Raw genomic sequence first — 22,178 nt, forward strand, 5'->3', positions numbered from 1 at the left:
TTCTAGATATTATTTTCATAAAAAAGGATGCTCATTAGGATTAGACTGTTAAAAAAGGAACGCATTTTGATAGTAGCCTAGATTTTCATCAATATACTAATAACAAAAGAAGCTATGAACTTATATGTAGTAGTTCAGTAGCTTCTTTTATCTCTTTGAATGTATTTTTCAGTCCCCTCTGGTCTAACCCTTATTGGTTTAATCACTTCAAGTTAAATATGCAGGCTGTTCCCTTGAATTAGAGCTTTAATTCTAAAAGCTAAACGTAACCTTAATGTTTCTTCTGGTTCTTTCAAACTTCTGCCGATAATTTCCTCGCATTTTTCTAAACGATAAATCACAGTATTGCGGTGTACATAAAGCCGCTTTGCTGTTTCAGACATTTGACAATGTGTTTCTAAATAAACAGCCAACGTTTGTAGTAGTACTTGATGATCCCTTCTTGGTTCATTGGCAAATGCTTGAAATGTATCTGTATAAAACTTTTTTAATTGATCAAAAGGAACCATACGTAAAATTTCTGGAACCTCCTTAGGTTGGTATATTTCAATGAATTGTTTCTTTCCGGACATCTTTCCGTAATATAGGGCGTCAGTTGCTTCTTTGTATGAGGTAGGAACTTGGATGAGTTGTTCAGCGTAATTACTAATACCAAATGAAAGTTCCTCTTGGAAGTGAGCAGAAATCTTTATTTGTATTTTCTTTAAAAATGAGAGGAACGGTTGTTCAATCCCTTTCCATCCGCTTTTCATTTCCATTAGTAAGATGTATGATTGATCGATTGTGAAAAAGTGTATTTTTTGATGAAATCTTTGAAGTTCTGACTCAATTGTATCGTAAATCAGTTCCTGCTCGGACTGGTATTGCATCAAAGTAAGATTCTTCTCTTCATCATCTATTTTACCAACTGCACAAACATATCGTTGTTCATTTACTATCTCAAACTCTTTAGCTCTACTGATTACCTCTTCGGTGGTGGAAAATGCTCCTTTAATAAAGTTGGTAAAAAACTCGTTTTGGATACGTCTTGTATTTTGCTTAAGTGCATTTTCTTTCATTAATTCAAATGCAATAACATTTGTTGCTTGTTTAATGGTTAAAATCGTTGAGCGATCTGATAATGGTATAGATCCTAATGTACATAGGTAACTATACTGTTTATGTGTATAAACAGGGAATAGCGTGATTGTCTCTCGAGTTTCGTTTAATAATGAGAAAGCAGTCATTGTTGTTTTAGGGAAATGAAAGTAATGGCCGGTGGCAATTAATAATTCGATGTTTTCGTAAAGTTTTAAATTGTGAATTTTCTTTCTTCCTATTGGCTGTAATTGATGATTGAGCAGGACAACAGGTAAGCGAATAAGAGAAGATAAACTCTCAAGGATTTTATGTATGCCTTGCCCACTCATAATATGATTTGTAAATTGCTGATGTGTTTGCATGGCTTGATGAAGTTCATTTGTACGAATATCAAGGATATAACTGAGCGACTTATTTACAATATCGCCTAGTGAAGTGTAAATAGGTAATTCTAAAAGTGGGAAGTGAAGTTCATTTGCAAGTGAAATAGCTGCTTTAGGTATTTCTTGTAGAAATCGCTTTGTTTTAATTCCTAATCCCGAACATCCTTGTTTATTCATCTCTATAATAAGAAGTAAAAGTGAATCAAGATCATCCTTGAAATGGAAGGCTGTCGTTACGAGTAATTCATCCTTCTTTAAAAAGTGAATAATATCAGGAGCATCCATCATATTTACAGTACTTACTTCACGATCAACACCATATTTTCCTGCGATTAATTCTGCACCGTTGAACTGGGGAAGATCTATTAATTCACTTATTCTCATGTTTTCTCCTCCTGTTCTTTTGAGTGATTACAAGTTTCTTATGTTTTTAATGAGAATTTTAGACAATATAAACAATAAATTTAGTAAATGTTCTACATATATGTGAATGATTTTAAAGGATGTTTATTTTAAAATCAATATATATATTACTAAATATGTTAACTTTTATAACAATCTACGATAGGAAAAATAACTGGAATAGGGGGGATTAGGTTGGTTATAAACGAGAAATCACCTGCCTTATTCGGACAAATTGAAGAGATGGTGGAGTGGTTAGGTTCATTCGGAAAAAGTAAAAGTAATGGTGTTACAAGGCAATTGTATTCAAATGAATGGCGATGTGCACAACAAGCACTTGAGAAACGGATGAAAAAGATTGGATTAGATGTCTATTTTGATGATGTTGGTAATCTATTTGGAAGATTAACAGGTAGTCAAGAAGATTCTACTACTATATTAACAGGATCTCATATTGATACTGTCATTGATGGTGGAAAGTATGATGGAGCATATGGTGTCATTGCTGGCATGATAGCTATGCAGTATTTATTTGAATATTATGGAGTTCCTAAAAAGAATATAGAGGTTGTTTCATTGTGTGAGGAAGAGGGGAGTCGCTTCCCAATGACATATTGGGGATCTGGTAATATTACTGGTGTAAGAACCATGGAGGATGTTCGAAATTTAGTGGATCTTCAAGATACTTCTTTTATAAAAGCGATGCACGAATCAGGGTTTGGTCAAGGAGAATATCGACAACCAAAACGAGATGACATTGATTGTTTTGTAGAACTTCATATAGAGCAAGGTGAAGTATTAGAAAGAGAAGAAAAGTCTATTGGGATAGTAAGTCATATTGTTGGGCAAAGAAGATATGAAATTACCGTTATTGGGGAGAGTAATCATGCGGGTACGACACCGATGGCTTGGCGAAAAGATGCGTTGTATGTAGCATCTGGGCTTATTCAATTACTTATTCAGAAAGCAAGAGAGACAAATTCAGATTTAGTAGCAACAGTAGGTCAGATAAATTTAGAGCCAAATATTGCAAATGTTATTCCTGGTAAGGCTACATTTACTATTGACATTCGCCATAGTGAAGATGATGTTATTGACCGATTTTCTATGGGTATCTTTAAAGAATTTCAGTCGATTACGGATAGCCATAATACTGAATTAAGGATTAAAAATTGGATGAATGAAAAGCCGGTAAAAATGTGTGAAAAATTGATTGAAATTTCTGAATCGATTTTAAACAAAGATCAAACCCCTTATAAAAAAATGGCGAGCGGGGCGGGTCATGATTCACAAGTATTTGGTTCGTTTTGTCCAACCTCTTTATTATTTGTACCAAGTCATAAAGGGATCAGTCATTCACCACATGAATTTACTAGTACAGAGGATTTAGAAAAAGGAATTCGACTATTAATAAAGGTTTTATATGAATTAGCCTATTAAGGGAGGAGAAAACAATGAATACTTTTCATGAAATAAATACACCGTTACGAACGATAATGACTCCAGGACCTGTTGAAGTGGACCCAAGGGTTTTGCGTGCTATGAGTACACCGATACTTGGGCAGTTTGATCCAGCGTTTACACAGATGATGAATGAAACAATGGAAATGCTTCGTCGTGTGTTTCAAACAAAAAACAAGTGGGCATTTCCGATCGATGGAACATCTCGTGCTGGTATTGAAGCTGTTTTATGTAGTGTTTTAGAACAGGGTGATAGAGTTTTAATCCCGATATATGGAAGGTTTGGACATTTGTTAACGGAAATCGCTGAGCGAAATGGTGCTGATATCCACATCATGGAATGTGAATGGGGAGAAGTGTTTGATCAAGAAGAAATTATTAGTGAAATAAAAAGGGTAAAACCAAAAGTGGTAGCGATTGTCCATGGTGAAACATCAACTGGATGTATACAGCCTTTAGATAAGATTGGGCCTGCCTGCCGAGAGCTTGATGTATTATGTATCGTGGATGCGGTTGCAACGATAGGTGGAACAGAGGTAAAAGTAGATGAATGGCAGCTTGATGCAGTAATAGGCGGCACCCAAAAGTGCTTATCTGTCCCATCTGGTATGGCTCCTATTACGTATAATGAGCGTATTGAACAGATTATCACTGTTCGTAAAAAGGTGGAAAAAGGAATTGCGACAGAACATGATTTTTTAGATGTGAAGCAGCAGCCAATTCGTAGTAACTATTTTGACTTAAGTCAGCTGCAAGATTATTGGGGACCGAGGAGGTTAAATCATCATACCGAAGCCACATCAATGCTTTACGCATTACGGGAAGGGATACGTATTGTTTTACAAGAAGGACTAAAGGAACGATTTGAACGCCATCGTTTACATGAAAAAGCACTTGTAGAAGGAATTAAAGCGATGGGCTTGGAATTATTTAATGATGTCCCTTGGAAGCTGCCTATGGTTACATGTATAAACATTCCAGTTGGTATCGACGGTGATTCAGTAAGAACAATGCTTCTCCAACAGTTTGGGATAGAAATTGCAAGTTCATTTGGACCTCTGCACGGGAAGATTTGGAGAATCGGATCGATGGGATACAGCTGCCGAAAGGAAAATATCTTGTTTGTGCTGGCTGCTCTTGAGGCTGTGCTTATTCGTCATGGTGCATCACTTCAAGTAGGGAAAGGATTACAAGCTGCACTTACTGTATATGAGGTATCCCATTTAGTCGTGAAATAGTAGTAAATACGATTTGGTTGATAATGAAAATAAGGCGAGAGTCCTAAGATTACTTTAGAAGATGATTTGAAACGAAAGAAAATTTCTGTTCATATGGAGGGGACGATGATGAATGATAAATGGAGTGCATTCGTAGATAAGGATTTGGCCATTGAACCAGCAGTGTCTGGACAGTTAGATGGTTTAACATTTGCGGTAAAAGATGTAATTGCAATTCGAGGGTATACAAGTGGAGCGGGGAATCCTGATTGGCTCCGAACACATGATCCGGCAAAACAACATGCACCGGTCATAAGTCTCCTTCTCAATCATGGAGCAAAGCTTAATGGAACTACACATACAGATGAGCTTATGTACAGTTTGAATGGTGAGAATTTTCATTACGGAACACCTGTAAACCCTAAGGCACCTGGTCATATTCCAGGTGGATCCTCCAGCGGATCGGCAGTTGCAGTTTCTTCTAGTCTCGTAGACTTTGCATTAGGAACAGATACAGGGGGATCTGTTCGTATCCCTTCTTCCTATTGTGGAATCTATGGTTTTCGACCTACGCACGGTGTAGTCCCAATTGAAGAAGTAATACCTTTAGCGAAAAGCTTTGATACTGTTGGCTGGATGGCTAGAGAACCACAGTTATTACTGAATGTTGGTCAAATACTTATAGAGAATCAAAGTAAGAATGGGCGTTTTAATCGAATTTTCTTAGGAGAAGACGCTTGGGATCTGTTGGATAAAGAAAACAAAGAGGCTTTATTAGCTTGTATTCCTTCAGTAGAAGAAATAACGGATGACATTGAGCGGGTACAAATATCGGAAGAGGGTTTAGGGGTATGGGCGAATACGTTTCGTACCATTCAAGGAATTGAGATTTGGGAGGAACATGGTGAATGGATTCGAAAGGAAAATCCAACATTTGGACCTGGTATTGCAGAAAGATTCCAATGGACAAGTGCATTGAAAAAAAGTGAGAGTAAATCTCAATATGAATTAAGAGAAAAAATTCGCGAATCGATGTCAAACCTTTTAGGGGAAGAAGGGTTATTAATCATTCCAACTGCTCCAGGATCAGCACCGTTATTACATTTACATGGAGATAAAGCAGAGCAATATCGAGCGAAAACCATGCAGCTATCATGTATCGCTGGCTTAGCAGGCCTACCTCAGGTTACGCTTCCTGTTGCAGAAGTGAACGGACTTCCGATAGGATTATCGTTTATCGCTAATCATAATCAGGACCTGAAATTATTAAGTTGGGCAAATGAATTTTTTGAGAAAAGGACTGTTTAAAAATATAAGCTAAAGATAGACAGCTAATTTTAACTTTTACTTATAGTTAATCTACTTATTAAGAACTTTTTTGCATAACAATTAAGGAGAATTATGTAAAAAGCATTTTATGATTGATATAAGGAGAACAGATATGATACTAGCAACCGTGAATGCAGAAGGAGAAGAAATCGCTGCAATTATTTCTGGTGATAAAGTAATTTCAATGAATACGATAAACGAGATAGTGGGAAAAAATTGGAGTAAAGGCCTTTTTGATATTTTACAAAAGGGACAATTAGCTGATATAACTTTGTGGTATAACGAAGAGGGGAAGAGTAAACTGAATCAGTCCCCTCATATTCTTGCAGAAGAAATTACATATGCACCACTCTATCGTAATCCAGGGAAAATCTGGGGAGTCGGCATGAACTATATGGAAAAAGCAATAGAATTGTCAGGGAAGCCTCCTGAAGAAGAACCGGTTATGTTTATGAAACCTGATACTAGCTTAATTGGTTCTGAGGAATCTATTGTGCTGCCGCCTCAGTCTAGTATAGTAACAGCAGAAGCTGAACTTGGAATCATTATTGGAAAAACATGCAAAGATGTTAAGGAATGTGATGCATCAAGTGTTGTAGCTGGTTTTACTACTACATTAGATATGACTGCGAAGGATATTCATGCTAAAAACCCACGTTATATGCAACGATCTAAAAGTTTTGATACATTTTTTAGTTTTGGTCCGTATTTTATAACTGTTGATGAATTTTCTAACATTAAGGATCTTACTGTAGAAACTGTTTTAAATGGAGAAGTTCATCATCGTAATGTCGTAGCAAATATGATGTACCAGCCCTGGTGGATTGTATCTTTTTTTTCTCATAGTATGACTTTACATCCAGGGGATATTATTATGACAGGTACGCCTGGATCCGTTATAATTCGTCATGGCGATGTAGTAGAATGCAAAATTAATGGGTTTAAAAATTTACTAAACCCTGTAAAAGGAGTTCCTCGATAGGCCATTTACTATTGTATGAATAACATCATAGCGAGCAAGTCAAGCCTTTCTTAGAAAGTGCTTGGCTTGTTTTGTTTTTTCTAGGAAATTATAAAATTCTTGTACTGTGGATAAGCGCTTAGCATCCAGCTCTAGCGCCTAGCCCCTCGAGGTCATAAGCTAATTTAGAATTGAAGGCAAAGAACGCCTTCTATTCTAAATTAGCTTATTTGCCTTATGTTGATCAAGGCGCTTGCACTTTTGTTCATAGGGAAATTCTTTCAATAGACAAATCCTTTGATGTTTTCGATTCTGGGAATTTTGTATTTGTAAAAAATATGTTCTTCATTAATCCCGCTTCGGCCAAATTTCAAAAGCTATACTAAATGAATTTATGCTTATGTAATATAACTTCTCTTAATTTTGGTTAAAAAGCACAAAGAAATATCGGAAAATTCACATATCTCCTAATGAATTTTAAAAACAGCTAGTATAAACTGTTATTAAAGTCTAATGTTAGTTTTCGTTACATTAAATGTGAGTATATGTAACTGTATATGTAAAGTGTAAAACCTATCTATACTGAAAGGATGGAATAAAAATGGCGATAGAAAGAAGTGTAAATGTATCTAAAGGTATTCACAATGAACTTCAAGTAGTAAAAAAGAAGTTCGTAATGCCGCATATTTATGTCATTTTATTTTTATTTATTGTACTTGCGGGAATAGCTACTTATTTCGTTCCGGCGGGTGTATACGAAAGAATTCCAGGGCCAGAAGGGAGAACAACGATTGATCCGAATTCATATCAACGAGTTGAACAGACACCTGTTGGTTTGACTGACTTTATGACAGCAATACCAAGGGGGTTAGTAGCTGCTGGTGAGGTTGTGTTTTTTACCTTTATTATTGGAGGAATTTTTGTCGTAATCAGAAAAACGGGACTTATTGAAATCGGGGTAGATAGGCTAACGAGGAAATTTGCGACAAGAAGTATTGTGTTAATTCCGGTATTAATGGTTGTGTTTGCTACTGTTTGTAGTTTGATTGGCACCCAGGAATTAAGTTTAGTGTATGTTCCAGTTATTCTGCCATTAATGATCGCTTTAGGTTATGACTCAATGGTGGCTGCTGCTGTAGCTTTAGTAGCAACGACTGCAGGATTTATGACGGGCTTTCTTAATCCGATTAATACAGGTCTAGGTCAAAAGATATCAGGGCTTCCAGTGTTCTCGGGGATCGAGTTACGGTTTATAGCTTTTGTTGTATTTGCCTTAGTGGGAATCCTTTATATTATTCGCTATGCTCAAAAAGTGAAAAGAAATCCAGAAACTAGCTTAGTTTATGAAGAAGATTCAAGTAAAAGATCGGTTTATCTAAATAAAACCGCAGTGGACAAGCGTCGTGCAACAACTCGTCAAAAGGTTGCTTCAGTTATCTTGTTAGGCTTTTTCTCATTGCTTGTTTATGGGGTATTGATGAAAGGTTGGTTTATGTTAGAGATGGCAGGACTGTTCATTATCATGGGTATTGTGATTGGACTGATTGCTGGCTTAAAACTAACAGATATTTGTGAAGGATTTAATGAGGGTTTCCGTGAAGTGTTGGTTGGCGCAATTATAATTGGTATAGCCAGAGCGGTTGCTGTTGTCATGGAAGATGGTCAAGTGATGGACACGATTGTGAATAGCTTAGGTTCGGTTGTTGGTGAGTTTCCAGCGGTATTTAGCGCGATTGGGATGTTTTTTGTACAAATGTTGTTTAGTTTTTTGGTTCCGTCTGGTAGCGGTCAAGCTTTGGTTACAATGCCGATTTTGGCACCACTTTCAGACCTAATTGGGGTAACAAGACAAACGGCCGTCTTAGCCTATCAATTTGGCGATGGACTTGGAAATATTTTATTTCCCACATCGGGATACTTTATGGCGACACTTGCACTAGCTGGTGTTTCGTGGCAAAAGTGGGTTCGTTTTTACTTGCCATTGTTTTTAATATGGTTTTCGCTTTCGGTGTTTTTCCTTATTATCGCTCAAATGATTCAGTGGAATGGTTGATTGTAAAATGTTCGAGAAATGTTGTTTTATAAAACGTGGATCTATCCTTTTCTTAGAAAGGAGTTAAGAATAGTTACTAAAAAACTGTGATCCGTTTATGCTCAATTTTCAGAGTATGATTGGAAATAGTTGTTTTGTTAAAAACGTTTAAAGCAATGAGGGGAATCCTCTGCTTTAAACGTTTTTATTTTTATGTCTGTTTTATTGTGGGTTTCTAAATGAAGAAGGTTAATCATGCTTTGTGATCAATATGATGATTTTTGGTATGTATTTACCTAGTTAGGGATGTATCAAGAGTGTTTTTCTGGTTGGTGAAATTAATCCTTTTCTTTTTGGTTAAACGGTACAAATATATATTGGAAAATTCACATTTCTTCTAATGAAATATAATAACAGATATTATAAACTGATAATAAATCAAATGTTAGGTTTTTTAACATATTAAGTATTATTTCTTCTAGTATCACTTATTTTGTTCTAATGAAATTCTGGGTTGTGACGCATGAAAGCTATGTAAAGGAGTAATAAACATGGCATATTTGGACGTCCTTATTAAAAATGGAAAAGTTGTTCTTCCTAGCGGTGTAAAAGAAACTGATATTGGAATTAAGAATGGAAAAATTGCAATTATTAATGAAGGTATAACTGATGAAGCGGACTTTACATGGGACGCAAAGCACCAATTCATCTTTCCTGGAATGATTGATGTACATGTCCACTTTAGTGAACCAGGGAGAGAACACTGGGAAGGGTTCCATACAGGTTCGATGATGATGGCAGCAGGAGGATGCACGACTTATTTTGATATGCCGTTAAATGGAATTCCTTCAACCGTAAATCTAGAGGCATTATCTACAAAAGCGGAGCTTGGGAATGAAAAATCCTTTATTGACTTTAGCTTATGGGGCGGTCTTGTTCCGGGAAATGAAAAGGATTTAGAAGCTCTTGCTGAATCAGGTGTGATAGGCTTCAAAGCGTTCCTATCTACAACAGGTAATAAAGAGTTTGAGGCAGTTGATGATCTAACATTACTAAATGGAATGAAAATCATCGCAAAACTGGGTAAGGTGTTAGCTCTTCATTCAGAAAGTGCTGCAATTACGAACTGGTTAAAAGAAGAGAAAGAAAAAGAAGGGAAATCCAGTGCAGATGATTATCTAGAGTCACGTCCGATTATTGCTGAAGTCGAAGCCGTAGAACGTGCCATTTACTATTCAGAACTAACTGGCTGTCCTCTACATTTTGTACACATAAGCTCAGCTAAAGCGATTGAAGTGATTGAGCATGCAAAACAAAAAGGAATGAATATAACGGTTGAGACTTGCCCTCATTATTTATTATATAACCATGAACATTTAAGAGGATTAGGTATGATTGCTAAATGTGCTCCACCTTTACGTGAAAAAGACGAGCAACAAAAATTAATTTCTCTTTTACTAGAAGATAAATTTGATATGATCTCATCAGATCATTCCCCATGTCCTTATGAATTAAAAGATCCTAATGTTTATAATCTGTTTCAAGCATGGGGCGGAATTAGTGGCGGACAGTTTACATTGTTGTCAATGATTGAGCTTGCCTTAAAGTATAAAATACCATTTGATACTATCGCAAAATGGACAGCATCAGCGCCTGCAGAAAGATTCGGACTTGCGGATCGAAAGGGGAAAATAGCTAAAGGTGCAGACGCTGATTTAGCAATTATCACATTAAATGAATCACATACAGTTACGGAAGAAAACTTTTATGCAAAGCATAAACAAAGCTTGTATATGGGACACACTTTCCCATGCCGAATCGTGGGAACCTTTAATAGAGGCAACTTGGTATTTAAAGAGGGAGTAATAGTGGCTCCGATTCCTAATGGCCGTTGGGTAAAGCCAAGTGAAAATTCAGCACTTAAATCAGTTTAGGCTCTTTTGATAGCGTAAAAAACCTCTCTTCGAACAGAGATAGGTTTTTACATATGTTTATTTATTTTTACTAATAAATTTAACTATTTCACATTTTAATAATTTAAAGGAATAAACACCCTAATCTCGAATATAAAAAATGAATAGGTAGTAAAAAGAGATGGGAGAGCAAAAAATGGAATACAAAGTATTAGGAAAAAGCGGTTTGTTAGTGTCAGAGTTATGTTTAGGGGCAATGACCTTTGGGAAGGAAGTAAATGAAACTGATTCAACTGATATGATTCATCGCTTTCTAGACCAGGGTGGGAATTTTATTGATACAGCAGATGTTTATGTAGGTGGGGAATCTGAGCGTATTGTTGGAAAGGCAATTAAAGACCGACGTTCAGAAGTTGTATTAGCAACAAAGGTAAGAATGCGTGTAGGTCCACACCCAAATGATTTTGGTTATTCTCGTCGTCGTATTTTAGAGGGAGTTGACCAGAGTCTTAAACGTTTAAATACAGATTATATCGATCTATATCAGCTTCATGTTTGGGATAATATCACTCCTATTGAAGAGACAATCAGAACGTTAGATGACCTCATTAGCTCTGGAAAGGTAAGATACATAGGCTGTTCAAACTTTTTAGCTTGGCAAATGATGAAGGCTTTATCCTACAGTGACTTTCATAATCTTGTTCGATTCATTTCGATTCAGCCGCAGTATAGTCTATTAAACCGTGAAATGGATCGAGAAGTACTTCCACTTTGTAAAGAAGAAAATGTTGGTGTGATCCCTTGGGCGCCAATTGGTGGAGGGTTTTTAACAGGAAAATATAGTAAAGGTGAAGTCCCGACAAGTGGCAGGCTTTCAAACGGAGTTGGAGAATCTAGTTGGGAAAATAGAGCCAATGAAAAGAACTTTGAAATATTACAAGCAGTACAAGAAGTGACACATGAAATTGATAAAACGCCTGCTCAAGTTGCATTAAACTGGTTATTAAACAAAGAAGAAATTACTTCGCCTATATTTGGGGCAAGCAGCCTAGAGCAATTCGAAGAAAATATGGGAAGTGTTGGTTGGAAATTAAGTGAAGAGCATTGGAATAATCTAGACAAGATAAGTAAGCTTCCTAGTGAATACCCGACAAGATTTCTTGAAAAGTTTCGTAGATAGTAAGAACTTTACTAATCATAAAATTGGAAATAATTCGACTAGGATCTATTAATAGATTTTGGTCGATTTTTTTGTCTATTAAAAGATATAGTGGTTTATTACTCGCTTTTTGTAGCAAGCTCACGTAAAGGAACGGTGAAGCTAAATCTAACATACTAGATCTTTATCATTAATTTGGTGAAATGAATTTTTCATTTCGAAACAAATTGTTGAAAATTAACTACGAAACGAATGAAAAATAGTCAAGTGGATTTCGAAATGTCAAAAAACCATGTAAGAATATGTGACAATAACTCCCTTCTCTGAAAAAAATGTTGCTATAATGATCCCAATATTCAGATAATAGAAGGGAGTTTTATTAATGAGAAAAACACATCCTGCTTTTGTCATTTTTCTGTTCTTTTTAGGTTGGGTCTTTATGTATGCAGATCGAAATATACTTTCTCCAGTTATGGGGAGCATTGGTGAAGAGTGGGGGTTAGACAATGCTCAGCTAGGTTTAATGTCAACAGTGTTTTTCGCTGCTTATGCTTTCATGCAGATACCAACCGGGTTTTTAGCAGATAAGTTTGGAAGAGTAAAAGTTTTAGTAGTTGGATATCTTTTATTTGGAATTGCAACATACATGAGTGGATTAGCTGCAAGCTTTGGTCTTTTCTTATTGATGCGAGCAATGACTGGTCTTGGTGAAGGTACATATTATGGTTCACAATATGGAATATCTTCGAGCATCACTCCTAAAAAATATAGAGGGCTAGTCTCTGCTCTTATTAATAGTGGAATGGCGTTCGGTATTTCTCTTGGTTTTATCTCATCTAGTTATTTTACTTACACATTAAATAAAGGATGGCAATTTCCATTTTACGTTTTTGCAGTTCCAACTATCATTGTCGCGATTTTAATTGGAATCTTTGTCCAAGACAATCGGCATAAAGAGCCGAAACAAGGAAAGGAAATACAGGAAAAAGGCAACATCAAACAGCTATTTACCAAGAATCATATTTTAGTTTATATATTAATCTTTTGTTCATTATATGGATTTTTTGGAATGCTGACATGGCTTCCTTACTACTTGCAAACGGCGCGTGGAGTTGAAGCATCGCAAACTGGAGTCATTGCATCATTAGTACCATGGGCATCTATACCAGGTGCAATTATCTTTGGGTTCTTGTCAGACAAAATAAAAAGCAAAAAGCCACTAATTATCGTATTAGCATTTGCTGGAGCGTTGTGTCAATTTGCCATTCCATATATAGAAAACTATTCTTTACTTCTTGTAGGATTATCCCTTTATGGATTACTGGGGAAATTAGCACTTGATCCAGTATTAATATCATATATGGCTGATATTACACCATCTTCAATGTATTCAAGAGTATATGGATTTTTTAACTTTAGTGGTATGCTTTCTTCCATTTTTGCACCATATATTACAGGATATTTTGCTGATCAAACTGGAAGTCTAGAATTCGGTTTTTATCTTTCAGGAGGACTATTGATCATTGGGGCAATTATGTTTATCTTTACTGACAATAAAGTAAAGGAAACAACCAATTTTAAAACAAAAGTAATAAAAAGTAATTCAGTTACGGAGGAGAAAATAGGATGAATAAAGCAATTGTAGGGAGTAAGACAATGGTGGTGAGTCCCCATTATTTAGCATCACAAGCTGGAAATACAATTCTTCAAAAAGGTGGGAATGCCTTTGATGCTGCAGTAGCTGTTAGTGCATGTCTTGCTGTGGTTTATCCACATATGACAGGTCTTGGAGGTGACTCCTTTTGGCTTACTTATAGTGTAAACGATCAAAAGGTCCGTGCTTATAATGGAAGTGGTCGTTCGGGTTCTAAAGTAACACGTGACGTATATAAAGGGAAGAGTTCTATTCCCAATCGAGGGATAGAAAGTATCATAACCGTACCAGGAATGGTAGATAGTTGGGATGCTGTCCTGAAAGAGTATGGAAGATTATCATTAGGGGAAGTATTAGAACCAGCTATAGAGTATGCATTGTCAGGGTTTCCTTTTTCAATGGATCAGCATGAAAATACAGTGAAAAATATAGATATACTGCAAAAAGATCTAGATTCAGCTGCAATTTTCTTACCTAATGAAACAGTCCCTAATATAAATGGAAAATTTGCCCAAAAAGATTTAGGCAACTCTTTGAAAGATCTTGCAGTAAACGGAAGAGATAGTTTTTATAAAGGAAAGTTGGGAAATCGAATTATTTCAAGTTTAAAAGAAAAAGGTGGATTGCTCACTGAAGAAGATTTTGCAGAACATCAGGGGATATGGATTGAGCCGATTTCAACGACATATCGAGGTTATCATATGTATCAGGTTCCGCCTAATTCTCAAGGCTTCGTGGGATTAATGGCTCTTAATATAATAGAAAACTTTGATCTTGCATCTATACAGGAAGGTTCTTACGAATATTATCATTTATTAGTAGAATCATTAAAAAGAAGCTTTCAAGATCGAAATCAATTTTTAACTGATCCTGAGTTTCACTCTATCCCATTAGATAGATTACTAAGCAAATCCTATGCCCAAAAAATGGCCAACTCAATTCAATTTGATAAGGCAAAGGATATTCAAACTCAATCTGTAGGAAGTGATACTGCGCATGCAGCTGTAATTGATGATGAAGGCAACTCTGTTTCATTTATTCAAAGTTTATACTTTGAATTTGGATCAGGGGTAGTTGCAGGTGACACAGGGATTATAATGCAAAATAGAGGGTCATTCTTTTCTCTAGATTCATCACGTGCTAACTGCCTTGAACCTAAAAAGAGAACGTTCCATACACTAATGCCAGCGATGGCGTTAAAAGATGGACGACCTCGGATACTTTATGGTACACAGGGTGGTGAAGGCCAACCGCAAACACAAACAGTAATAATTACAAGGATGATCGACTATGGTATGAATCCTCAGCAGGCGATCAGTGAGCCTAGATTTGTTTGGGGAAGAACCTGGGGTGAAGAAACACAAGAACTTAAAATTGAAGGGCGAGTTAGCCTAGAGGTAATCGAGCAACTAATGAAATCTGGACATATTGTAAAAAGAGTAAATGAACTAGATGGTATTATGGGACATGCAAATGCAATCTTAATAGATGATCAAGGCTTTGTACACGGTGGTGTTGATCCCAGAAGTGATGGTGCAGCTGTTGGAAGGTAAAACTAAACGTTATTTTTACACATGATATTTTTGGAAGGCTTTCATCATTTACCTGTTAATATTATACTCATACTATATATTCTTAAAGGATGGGTCTAATTTGAAAATAGATAATATTGACAGGAAAATACTTGAGCTACTTACTGCTAATGGAAGAATGTCTTACTCAGATATAGGGAAAGAGCTAGATTTATCCAGAGTATCTGTTCGTGAACGTGTTAATCAATTAATAAAAAATGATGTCATTGAGAAGTTTAGTGTTGTAATTAATTCAGAGAAAATGGGAAAGAACGTTTCAGCCTTCTTTGAAGTTGATTGTGAACCTTCATTCTTAGTAGAGGTTGCCCAAAAGCTTGCTGATAATCCTTGTGTATCAAGTTGTTATCAAATGACAGGTCCGAGTACATTGCATATGCACGTTTTAGTTGATGACTTTGTTGCATTAGAAAAGTTTATAAATAATGAGTTGTATTCACTTGAAGGAATCACAAGGGTAGAAAGTCATATATTGCTTCGTCGCTTCAAAAGTAGAAGTGGAATGAAATTATAGAAAAAAAGGTCCCTTATGTTACATGACTTATGTAAAGGTTGACTTAAAGCCAAATCCATTAATTTCCTGTTTTATATAGGAGAAGGAGAGGGGGGCTTTTGAGTCAATCTTATTTTTTTGCTGTTTTAGAGAACTTTGGTCTTTACTTCTTATTGTATCGCTTAGATCGACTTATCTTTGGGAAAATTCAAGATATGAGAGAAAAGATGAACAATAGTGGCGGAAAACTCATTATATCAGTGAAAAATCCAATATATGCTTTGAACTAATAAATACTTCGTAGGCATCCATAAGAGTTCTGTAAAAGCAACAATCTTGTAGAAACAGCTTATTTTTTTATTTCCAATTGAGATTTATTATCCCTCGCTGAGATTGAAAATAATAAAAATTTTTTCTAGTTAATATCTAGAAAATCAATTACATTTACTATATAATCAAAAATAACTAGTTTTACCTTACTTTGTTAGTTTTTTTAAGGAATATTATTAACAATCGGAAATACAATGATCTTAGATGTAAATTTAAAACAGGATTAGCAGATTGTTAGATACTTTAACTAAAGAATAATAAGTTGAAAAAGAATTAGGGGAATAATAAGCATGTATGTTTGTATCTAACTAGTTATTTGCCTGGATTATAGAAAAGAAAAATAAAGGGGGATATTATGAAACATCTACAGTTATTTTTAGCCTTTTTTCGTGTAGGAATTTTAGGGTATGGTGGAGGACCATCCTCTATACCACTTGTACATAAAGAAGTAGTGGATAAATATAAATGGATGAATGATGATGAGTTTGCAGACGTACTAGCATTAGGTAATACGCTACCAGGTCCAATTGCAACAAAGATGGCTGGTTATATCGGCTACAGAGTAGCAGGGATATTGGGACTAATTAATGCGACCCTTTCAACTATCATACCTACAATTATTTTAATGATTGTCTTGTTGACAACAATCTCTTCAGTAAAAGACTATCCTTGGGTGCAGGGAATGACAGCAGCAGTAGTACCGGTAGTAGGTGTCATGCTGGCTACATTAACATGGGACTTTTTTAAAAAATCTCAGAAATCCTTAGGATGGTTAAAGTCATTGATACTCATTGTTATTAGTTTCTTCTTAATGGAGGTCTTTGGATTACATCCGGCTATTTTAATTGGTGTGCTTTTACTCGCAGCTATCATTAAGAAGGATAAAGATCCTAAAACAGAACGTAAGATAGAAAGGGGAAATGCTTCGTGATTTATTGGGAAATCTTTCTTGCCTTTTTTATCCCTGGAATACTTGGTTATGGTGGTGGACCAGCTTCAATACCGTTAGTTGAAAATGAGGTTGTTGATCGCTATGGATGGATGAATGTTAATGAATTTAGTGAAGTGCTTGCGTTAGGGAATGCTCTTCCAGGCCCAATTGCAACAAAGATGGCGGGGTATATTGGCTATCAACAAGGTGGTATTCTTGGTGGAGTAGTAGGGATTTTTGCAACTGTAGCTCCGTCACTTATCTTAATGATTTTGCTATTAGGCTTTTTATATAAATTTAAAGATTCTCCAAAGGTTAAAAGAATGACCACTTTTATTAGGCCGACGATTGCTGTCTTACTTGGGGTGATGGCCTTTAGTTTCTTTTCTACTTCTTACATGGATTCAGGTTTATGGCAAACACTCTTTTTAATTATTATCAGTTTTTTATTATTAGAGAAATGGAAGGTACACCCAGCTCTTGTCATTGTTGGGGCGATGGGGTATGGAGCCATTTTTATTACGTAAGATGTATCCATAACATTACAAATATAAATAGAAAAAATCTAACAAACTCTTAATTAAAAGACTTTGTTAGATTTTTTTAGTCAAACCTTCTTATAACAAAAACATTGCCACTATCGTTGTCACTACCAACCCAATTGAAACAGGAAGAAGATTTTTCCGTGCTAGTTCGAATGGGTCAACACCACAAATCGCGGCCGCAGGGATTAATGCCCAAGGAATTAATGTACCTCCACCGACCCAAATCGCGGTAACCTGACCTAATGCTGTTAGAGTAGCTGCACTTGCGCCAATTGCTGTTGAAAACAATTGCGCAATTGAGCCGGCAAGAGAAATGCCTGAGAAGCCCGAGCCGTCGAGTCCTGTTAAAATCCCTACACCTGTTAATGTAACTGCACCAACCTCTGGAGTTAGTGGGACTACATTTGCGAGAGCAACACCTAGATCATTCACAATCCCTTGAGAATTTTGCGGTAAATATTCGCCAATTATTGAGTAAAAACCTGCATCCCCTAGATAGAAAAATGCGGCAATTGGAATGACTGGCCCGAATACTCTAAAGCCAAACTGAAATCCTTCGATTAGGTAGTTAGTAGATTCTTCAAGCCCTCGCTTTTTGTGTGCTAAACATGTTGTGATAATTAAAATGATTAGCGCGGTTCCTCCAATTAATGCTGTTGCATCCCCACCCTGTAAATTAAGCGTGAACATTAACACCACATCTATTAGAAAAATAAGTGGAATCAACAAAGCGAGGACTCTCTTAGAAGTTGTAGATAATAGCTGAAGAGCTGTTTCTTGTGTTTGGTAAGTTGGTGAGACAGTAGAAAATGGTTTATTAAGCTTAATATCTTTCATTAAAATAAAATAAGCAGATATTGTCGTTACAATTCCCATTGTAAGCACAAGGGGAATACTCGCATTAAGAACATCTCCAACTGGTATTCCAGCAGCATCAGCGGTAAGCTTTGGTGCAGCTTGAATAATAAAATCACCTGAAAGAGCGATCCCATGTCCAAACAAGTTCATCGAAATTGCAACCCCTAATGCTGGGAGACCAGCTCTAACCGCAACTGGTAATAATACTGCTCCAATTAAAGCAACAGCTGGTGATGGCCAAAAGAAAGATGAGATGATCATCATTAAAAGTCCTATGGTCCAAAATGCAGTGGTTGGATTTTTAATTACTTTGGAGAAAGGTGAGATCATCACCTCATTGATTCCTGAAATCGTTAATATTTTACTCATTGCGACAATAATTGAAATAACGAGAATGGTTGGCAGTAGTTCTGTTATTGCAAAGATAAAGCTATTAAATAGGCTGCTAATAGAATCACTTAAAGAATACGTTGATACTGCCGCAAGTGAAAGAATCCCAACTATACATACAATGGTTGTATCTCGACGAAAGAGCATAAAACCTATTATTGCTATGATAAATGCTACATAAATCCAATGTATGAGTGTAATATCTACCTCCATTTGTATCACTCCTAAGCAAAAGCCTATTGTAGGTTTCTAATACTGTATGAATGAGTGAAATAGGTTGTGATAAGATTTTGTGGAAATATAGGGTAATGTTATGTAGAAACAAGTTGTCATTTCCAAGGAAATATTGTCAGAAGTGCACAAGATGTCTAATATTAGTAATGGTTATTATGGAGTCAAGCTAGGGGCTTTCTGCGAAAATCCAAGAATCATCCCTAAACTAAAAAACCCCCGCAAATTTTTTGCAGAGGTAATGTGAAAATGATTAGTCAATTTCAACTGAAGTGTACTTTGTGACATAGTGTGGACGTGAAAATGGTTGGGGGATTCCAACACTACTCTTTGTAATGCCAGTATCAAAGGATTTAGATTTCTGCCAAGCAGTGAAGTATTGTTCGTTTTCCCATAATGTTAAAATGATATAGGTGTCACCTTTAGAAGGTCTTAGCACTCTAATAGCAGAGAAGCCAAGTTCCTTTTCGATCAGGCGTGCTCGATCACTGAATCGTTTTTCAAATAGTGGTCTTCCTTCATATGAAACAGGGATATTGTTAAGTGCAGCATATTTTCCATTTGAAAGTTTTCCGGTAGAATCTAATACATCATAAGTTTTTGGTTCTTTAAAGATAGACTTTTCCTCAGTTTCGTGAAATAAGACTCCAGTATCATTGTTTGCCATAAGACGCAGGTTTTTGTCGTCATGTGCTTTCGCAAGTTTAGCTAAATAATCAACAGTCCCATAGGTTATGTAAAGCTTCATCACTCATCACCTCATCATTAAATATGCTTATCGACCCCTTCAGTATACCAACTACTGTTCAACCTTTCCCAATTTTAGTGTTTTTCACACATATACCTGGCTATTATTAACAATACTAAAAGATATAAGGGGTGATCCGTATGAAAAAGAAACTTTTATTATCAGGACTAACTTTATTACTAACAGTAATCTGCGCCTTCTTAGGTTATTTATTTATTATTTTCATGGGAAATTACGTGCTGGATGAAGAAAAATTAGTGATGAATACAGCTTCAAAACTAACTGACATAGAGGGTAATGAGATTACAAAGCTTTACATAGAGAATCGTGAACTTGTTGATATTTCTGAGGTTCCAGACTATGTGCAGCAGGCGTTTATTTCTGTTGAGGACCAACGCTTCTATGAGCATCATGGGATTGATGTTCAGGCAATCGGAAGAGCTCTTTATAAGGATATCCTTGCAGGGGGTAAAGTCGAGGGTGGCAGCACAATTACTCAGCAATTAGCTAAAAATATCTTTTTGACAAATGACAAAACGCTGTTACGTAAAACGAAAGAAGCGATCATCGCGATTAATCTAGAGAAACGCTATAGTAAATCAAAGTTATTAGAAATGTATTTGAATCAAGTTTACTTTGGACATGGGGCATATGGGATTAAGTCTGCAGCTAAATTGTACTTTAATAAGGATGTGTCAGAGCTAACACTTGAGGAAGGAGCCTTATTAGCAGGTATACCTAAGGCACCTTCAAATTACTCGCCAATTGCCAATGTAGAAAAAAGTAAGGAACGTAGGAACGTGATTTTAAGTTTAATGGGTGATCAAAAGTATATAACCTATGAAGAAGTAGTAAGGACACAAGGGAAAACTGTGAAATTGCAAGTAAACAAGAAACAGGAAAGTCCATGGTTAACAACATATATTGATATGGTTTTTGATGAGGCAAAAGAAAAATATGCTCTATCAAATGAAGAATTATTAAGGGGAGGATATACCATCACAGTACCTCTTCAAGTCAATATTCAAAAGTCGGCATATGAACTGTTTCAAAGGAAGGAATACTTTCCTGGTACAGATGGTTTTGCACAAGGTGCATTTATTCTTCTTGATAATAAAACGGGGGGAGTAATAGCTGCTATAGGTGGGCGTGACTATGTTCCAAAAGGATTGAATCGACTAAATGTGACGAGGCAGCCAGGTTCAACATTTAAACCAATTGCTGTTTATGCACCATCAATCGAAACAAAATTATTTCAACCTTATTCTATGCTAAAGGATGAAAGGCTTAAATATGGGGATTACGAACCAGAAAATTATGATAATCAATATGCTGGAAAGGTATCGATGTTTGATGCAATTGTCTCCTCTAAAAATGCAGCTGCTGTTTGGACTTTATCTGAATTAGGAATTGGAAAAAGTAAAGAGTATTTAAAAGAGGTTGGGATATCGATTAAAGACGAAGGATTGGCCATTGCGTTAGGTGGGTTATCAGAAGGTGTAACACCAATTCAAATGGCTAATGCTTATCGAACGTTTACATCAAGTGGGAACTATAGTGAGCATCACCTTATTCAAAAAATAACGAATAGAGAAGGGAAAATAATCGCTGAAAATCTTCCAGATGTTAAACAAGTGTACTCCCCACAAACTGCATGGGATATGACAAGAATGCTTCAGCATGTTGTAAGTGATGGTACAGCACAAAATGGTGTGTTTCAAGGTGAATTAGCAGGGAAAACAGGGACAACCTCATATTCTGCTATAGAAGGAGCCGCAAAGGATGCATGGTTTGTTGGGTTTACTGAAAATGTCGTTGGGTCACTCTGGATGGGATACGATAAAACAGATCAAAAACATTATCTGAAAAATGGAAGTTCATATGCTACTAAGTTGTTTAAAGATATTTTAACTGAGGCAAAGTGGGATCAAAACGTAGCATTTAAAGTCCCAGAGGGTGTAAATGACCTGGAAAACCCAATACGTATCAAAGATATAGAACAGGTTGATGCAAGGTATACGTTTAAGCCACTTGGATTAATTACGTTAACATTAGAATGGGAAGCCCAGCGAGATGAACGGATTGAATATCGAATCTATGAACAAACAGAAAAAGAACAAAAGCTTGTTGGCAAGGTTACGGGTGAAGGATTTTTTGAAATTCCTTATGTCAATGTGTTTTCAAACAGTACGTATAAGGTTGCACCATATAATGTCCAAACACATGAAGAAGGTGAGCCTAAACAATTTATTAAACCTAGTTTGTTTACATCTAATAAATGAGATAAAGTAAAGGCATTTTTCTGTGGGTACATGTATTCCTGATATAAGATTTGTTAAGGGAAATCGCTTTAAAATGTTATTTCGACTATTTTTCGACATTTGCTCATCTAAGCTATACAACATTACTTGAAAACGTTATAGTTGAAAGTGTTAAGGAATTAATATAGAATTAGTATTACATTATAATTAG

Annotated in this window: 17 protein-coding genes; 14 read left to right on the forward strand and 3 right to left on the reverse strand. The window is 36.1% G+C overall.

Annotated features, from left to right (window positions below; genetic code table 11):
- Window positions 1-212: 212 nt before the first annotated feature.
- Window positions 213-1,847: a PucR family transcriptional regulator gene (locus I7822_RS14775; RefSeq protein WP_207979430.1), complete on the reverse strand. Its 1,635-nt coding sequence runs from the start codon at window positions 1,845-1,847 to the stop codon at window positions 213-215.
- A gap of 213 nt (window positions 1,848-2,060) precedes the next feature.
- Between I7822_RS14775 and allC the strand changes: the two genes are divergently transcribed.
- From allC to I7822_RS14840, 13 genes are all read left to right on the forward strand, one after another.
- Entirely contained in the window at window positions 2,061-3,305 is a 1,245-nt protein-coding gene (gene allC, locus I7822_RS14780) for an allantoate deiminase (RefSeq protein WP_243459478.1), read from the forward strand.
- Between the two features lie 14 nt (window positions 3,306-3,319).
- The gene (locus tag I7822_RS14785; RefSeq protein WP_207979432.1) at window positions 3,320-4,564 is read left to right on the forward strand and encodes a pyridoxal-phosphate-dependent aminotransferase family protein; all 1,245 of its coding nucleotides are present in this window, start codon (window positions 3,320-3,322) and stop codon (window positions 4,562-4,564) included.
- 108 nt (window positions 4,565-4,672) lie between these two features.
- Window positions 4,673-5,851, forward strand: coding sequence for an amidase (locus I7822_RS14790; protein WP_207979531.1), 1,179 nt, complete (start codon window positions 4,673-4,675; stop codon window positions 5,849-5,851).
- 133 nt (window positions 5,852-5,984) lie between these two features.
- Complete coding sequence (locus I7822_RS14795) at window positions 5,985-6,854, forward strand: fumarylacetoacetate hydrolase family protein (RefSeq protein ID WP_207979434.1); 870 nt, start codon at window positions 5,985-5,987, stop codon at window positions 6,852-6,854.
- 580 nt (window positions 6,855-7,434) lie between these two features.
- Window positions 7,435-8,886, forward strand: a complete 1,452-nt coding sequence (locus I7822_RS14800; protein WP_243459479.1) for a YfcC family protein — start codon at window positions 7,435-7,437, stop codon at window positions 8,884-8,886.
- A gap of 530 nt (window positions 8,887-9,416) precedes the next feature.
- Window positions 9,417-10,799, forward strand: coding sequence for an allantoinase (locus I7822_RS14805; protein ID WP_207979436.1), 1,383 nt, complete (start codon window positions 9,417-9,419; stop codon window positions 10,797-10,799).
- A 175-nt stretch (window positions 10,800-10,974) separates the two neighbouring features.
- Entirely contained in the window at window positions 10,975-11,958 is a 984-nt protein-coding gene (locus I7822_RS14810; protein WP_207979438.1) for an aldo/keto reductase, read from the forward strand.
- A 361-nt stretch (window positions 11,959-12,319) separates the two neighbouring features.
- Window positions 12,320-13,567: an MFS transporter gene (locus I7822_RS14815; protein ID WP_207979440.1), complete on the forward strand. Its 1,248-nt coding sequence runs from the start codon at window positions 12,320-12,322 to the stop codon at window positions 13,565-13,567.
- Window positions 13,564-15,144 carry a gamma-glutamyltransferase gene (ggt, locus tag I7822_RS14820; protein WP_207979442.1) on the forward strand — a complete coding sequence of 527 codons (1,581 nt, stop codon included), beginning with the start codon at window positions 13,564-13,566 and terminating at the stop codon, window positions 15,142-15,144. The genes I7822_RS14815 and ggt overlap by 4 nt, the downstream gene beginning before the upstream one ends.
- Window positions 15,145-15,244: 100 nt before the next feature.
- Window positions 15,245-15,694 carry an Lrp/AsnC family transcriptional regulator gene (locus tag I7822_RS14825; protein WP_207979444.1) on the forward strand — a complete coding sequence of 150 codons (450 nt, stop codon included), beginning with the start codon at window positions 15,245-15,247 and terminating at the stop codon, window positions 15,692-15,694.
- A 98-nt stretch (window positions 15,695-15,792) separates the two neighbouring features.
- Entirely contained in the window at window positions 15,793-15,963 is a 171-nt protein-coding gene (locus I7822_RS14830; protein ID WP_207979446.1) for a hypothetical protein, read from the forward strand.
- 395 nt (window positions 15,964-16,358) lie between these two features.
- Complete coding sequence (locus tag I7822_RS14835) at window positions 16,359-16,934, forward strand: chromate transporter (protein WP_207979448.1); 576 nt, start codon at window positions 16,359-16,361, stop codon at window positions 16,932-16,934.
- Window positions 16,931-17,461, forward strand: coding sequence for a chromate transporter (locus I7822_RS14840; protein WP_207979450.1), 531 nt, complete (start codon window positions 16,931-16,933; stop codon window positions 17,459-17,461). The genes I7822_RS14835 and I7822_RS14840 overlap by 4 nt, the downstream gene beginning before the upstream one ends.
- Window positions 17,462-17,551: 90 nt before the next feature.
- Here the strand turns inward: I7822_RS14840 and I7822_RS14845 are convergent, their stop codons facing one another.
- Both I7822_RS14845 and I7822_RS14850 read right to left on the reverse strand, forming a co-directional pair.
- Window positions 17,552-18,940, reverse strand: coding sequence for a hypothetical protein (locus I7822_RS14845; protein WP_207979451.1), 1,389 nt, complete (start codon window positions 18,938-18,940; stop codon window positions 17,552-17,554).
- A 271-nt stretch (window positions 18,941-19,211) separates the two neighbouring features.
- A complete protein-coding gene (locus tag I7822_RS14850) occupies window positions 19,212-19,706 on the reverse strand; it encodes an antibiotic biosynthesis monooxygenase family protein (protein ID WP_207979453.1) in 495 nt (164 codons plus the stop codon).
- A 140-nt stretch (window positions 19,707-19,846) separates the two neighbouring features.
- Between I7822_RS14850 and I7822_RS14855 the strand changes: the two genes are divergently transcribed.
- Window positions 19,847-21,988, forward strand: a complete 2,142-nt coding sequence (locus I7822_RS14855) for a transglycosylase domain-containing protein (protein WP_207979455.1) — start codon at window positions 19,847-19,849, stop codon at window positions 21,986-21,988.
- Window positions 21,989-22,178: the final 190 nt, after the last annotated feature.

This window comes from Metabacillus bambusae, assembly GCF_017497975.1.
In the GTDB taxonomy this organism is placed as follows: Bacteria; Bacillota; Bacilli; order Bacillales; family Bacillaceae; genus Metabacillus; species Metabacillus bambusae.

Coding starts and splice junctions, on each gene's coding strand:
- I7822_RS14775 (WP_207979430.1), bottom strand. CDS start 1,847: ATGAGAATAAGTGAATTAATAGATCTTCCCCAGTTCAACGGTGCAGAA.
- I7822_RS14785 (WP_207979432.1), top strand. CDS start 3,320: ATGAATACTTTTCATGAAATAAATACACCGTTACGAACGATAATGACT.
- I7822_RS14790 (WP_207979531.1), top strand. CDS start 4,673: ATGAATGATAAATGGAGTGCATTCGTAGATAAGGATTTGGCCATTGAA.
- I7822_RS14795 (WP_207979434.1), top strand. CDS start 5,985: ATGATACTAGCAACCGTGAATGCAGAAGGAGAAGAAATCGCTGCAATT.
- I7822_RS14800 (WP_243459479.1), top strand. CDS start 7,435: ATGGCGATAGAAAGAAGTGTAAATGTATCTAAAGGTATTCACAATGAA.
- I7822_RS14805 (WP_207979436.1), top strand. CDS start 9,417: ATGGCATATTTGGACGTCCTTATTAAAAATGGAAAAGTTGTTCTTCCT.
- I7822_RS14810 (WP_207979438.1), top strand. CDS start 10,975: ATGGAATACAAAGTATTAGGAAAAAGCGGTTTGTTAGTGTCAGAGTTA.
- I7822_RS14815 (WP_207979440.1), top strand. CDS start 12,320: ATGAGAAAAACACATCCTGCTTTTGTCATTTTTCTGTTCTTTTTAGGT.
- ggt (WP_207979442.1), top strand. CDS start 13,564: ATGAATAAAGCAATTGTAGGGAGTAAGACAATGGTGGTGAGTCCCCAT.
- I7822_RS14835 (WP_207979448.1), top strand. CDS start 16,359: ATGAAACATCTACAGTTATTTTTAGCCTTTTTTCGTGTAGGAATTTTA.
- I7822_RS14845 (WP_207979451.1), bottom strand. CDS start 18,940: ATGGAGGTAGATATTACACTCATACATTGGATTTATGTAGCATTTATC.
- I7822_RS14850 (WP_207979453.1), bottom strand. CDS start 19,706: ATGAAGCTTTACATAACCTATGGGACTGTTGATTATTTAGCTAAACTT.
- I7822_RS14855 (WP_207979455.1), top strand. CDS start 19,847: ATGAAAAAGAAACTTTTATTATCAGGACTAACTTTATTACTAACAGTA.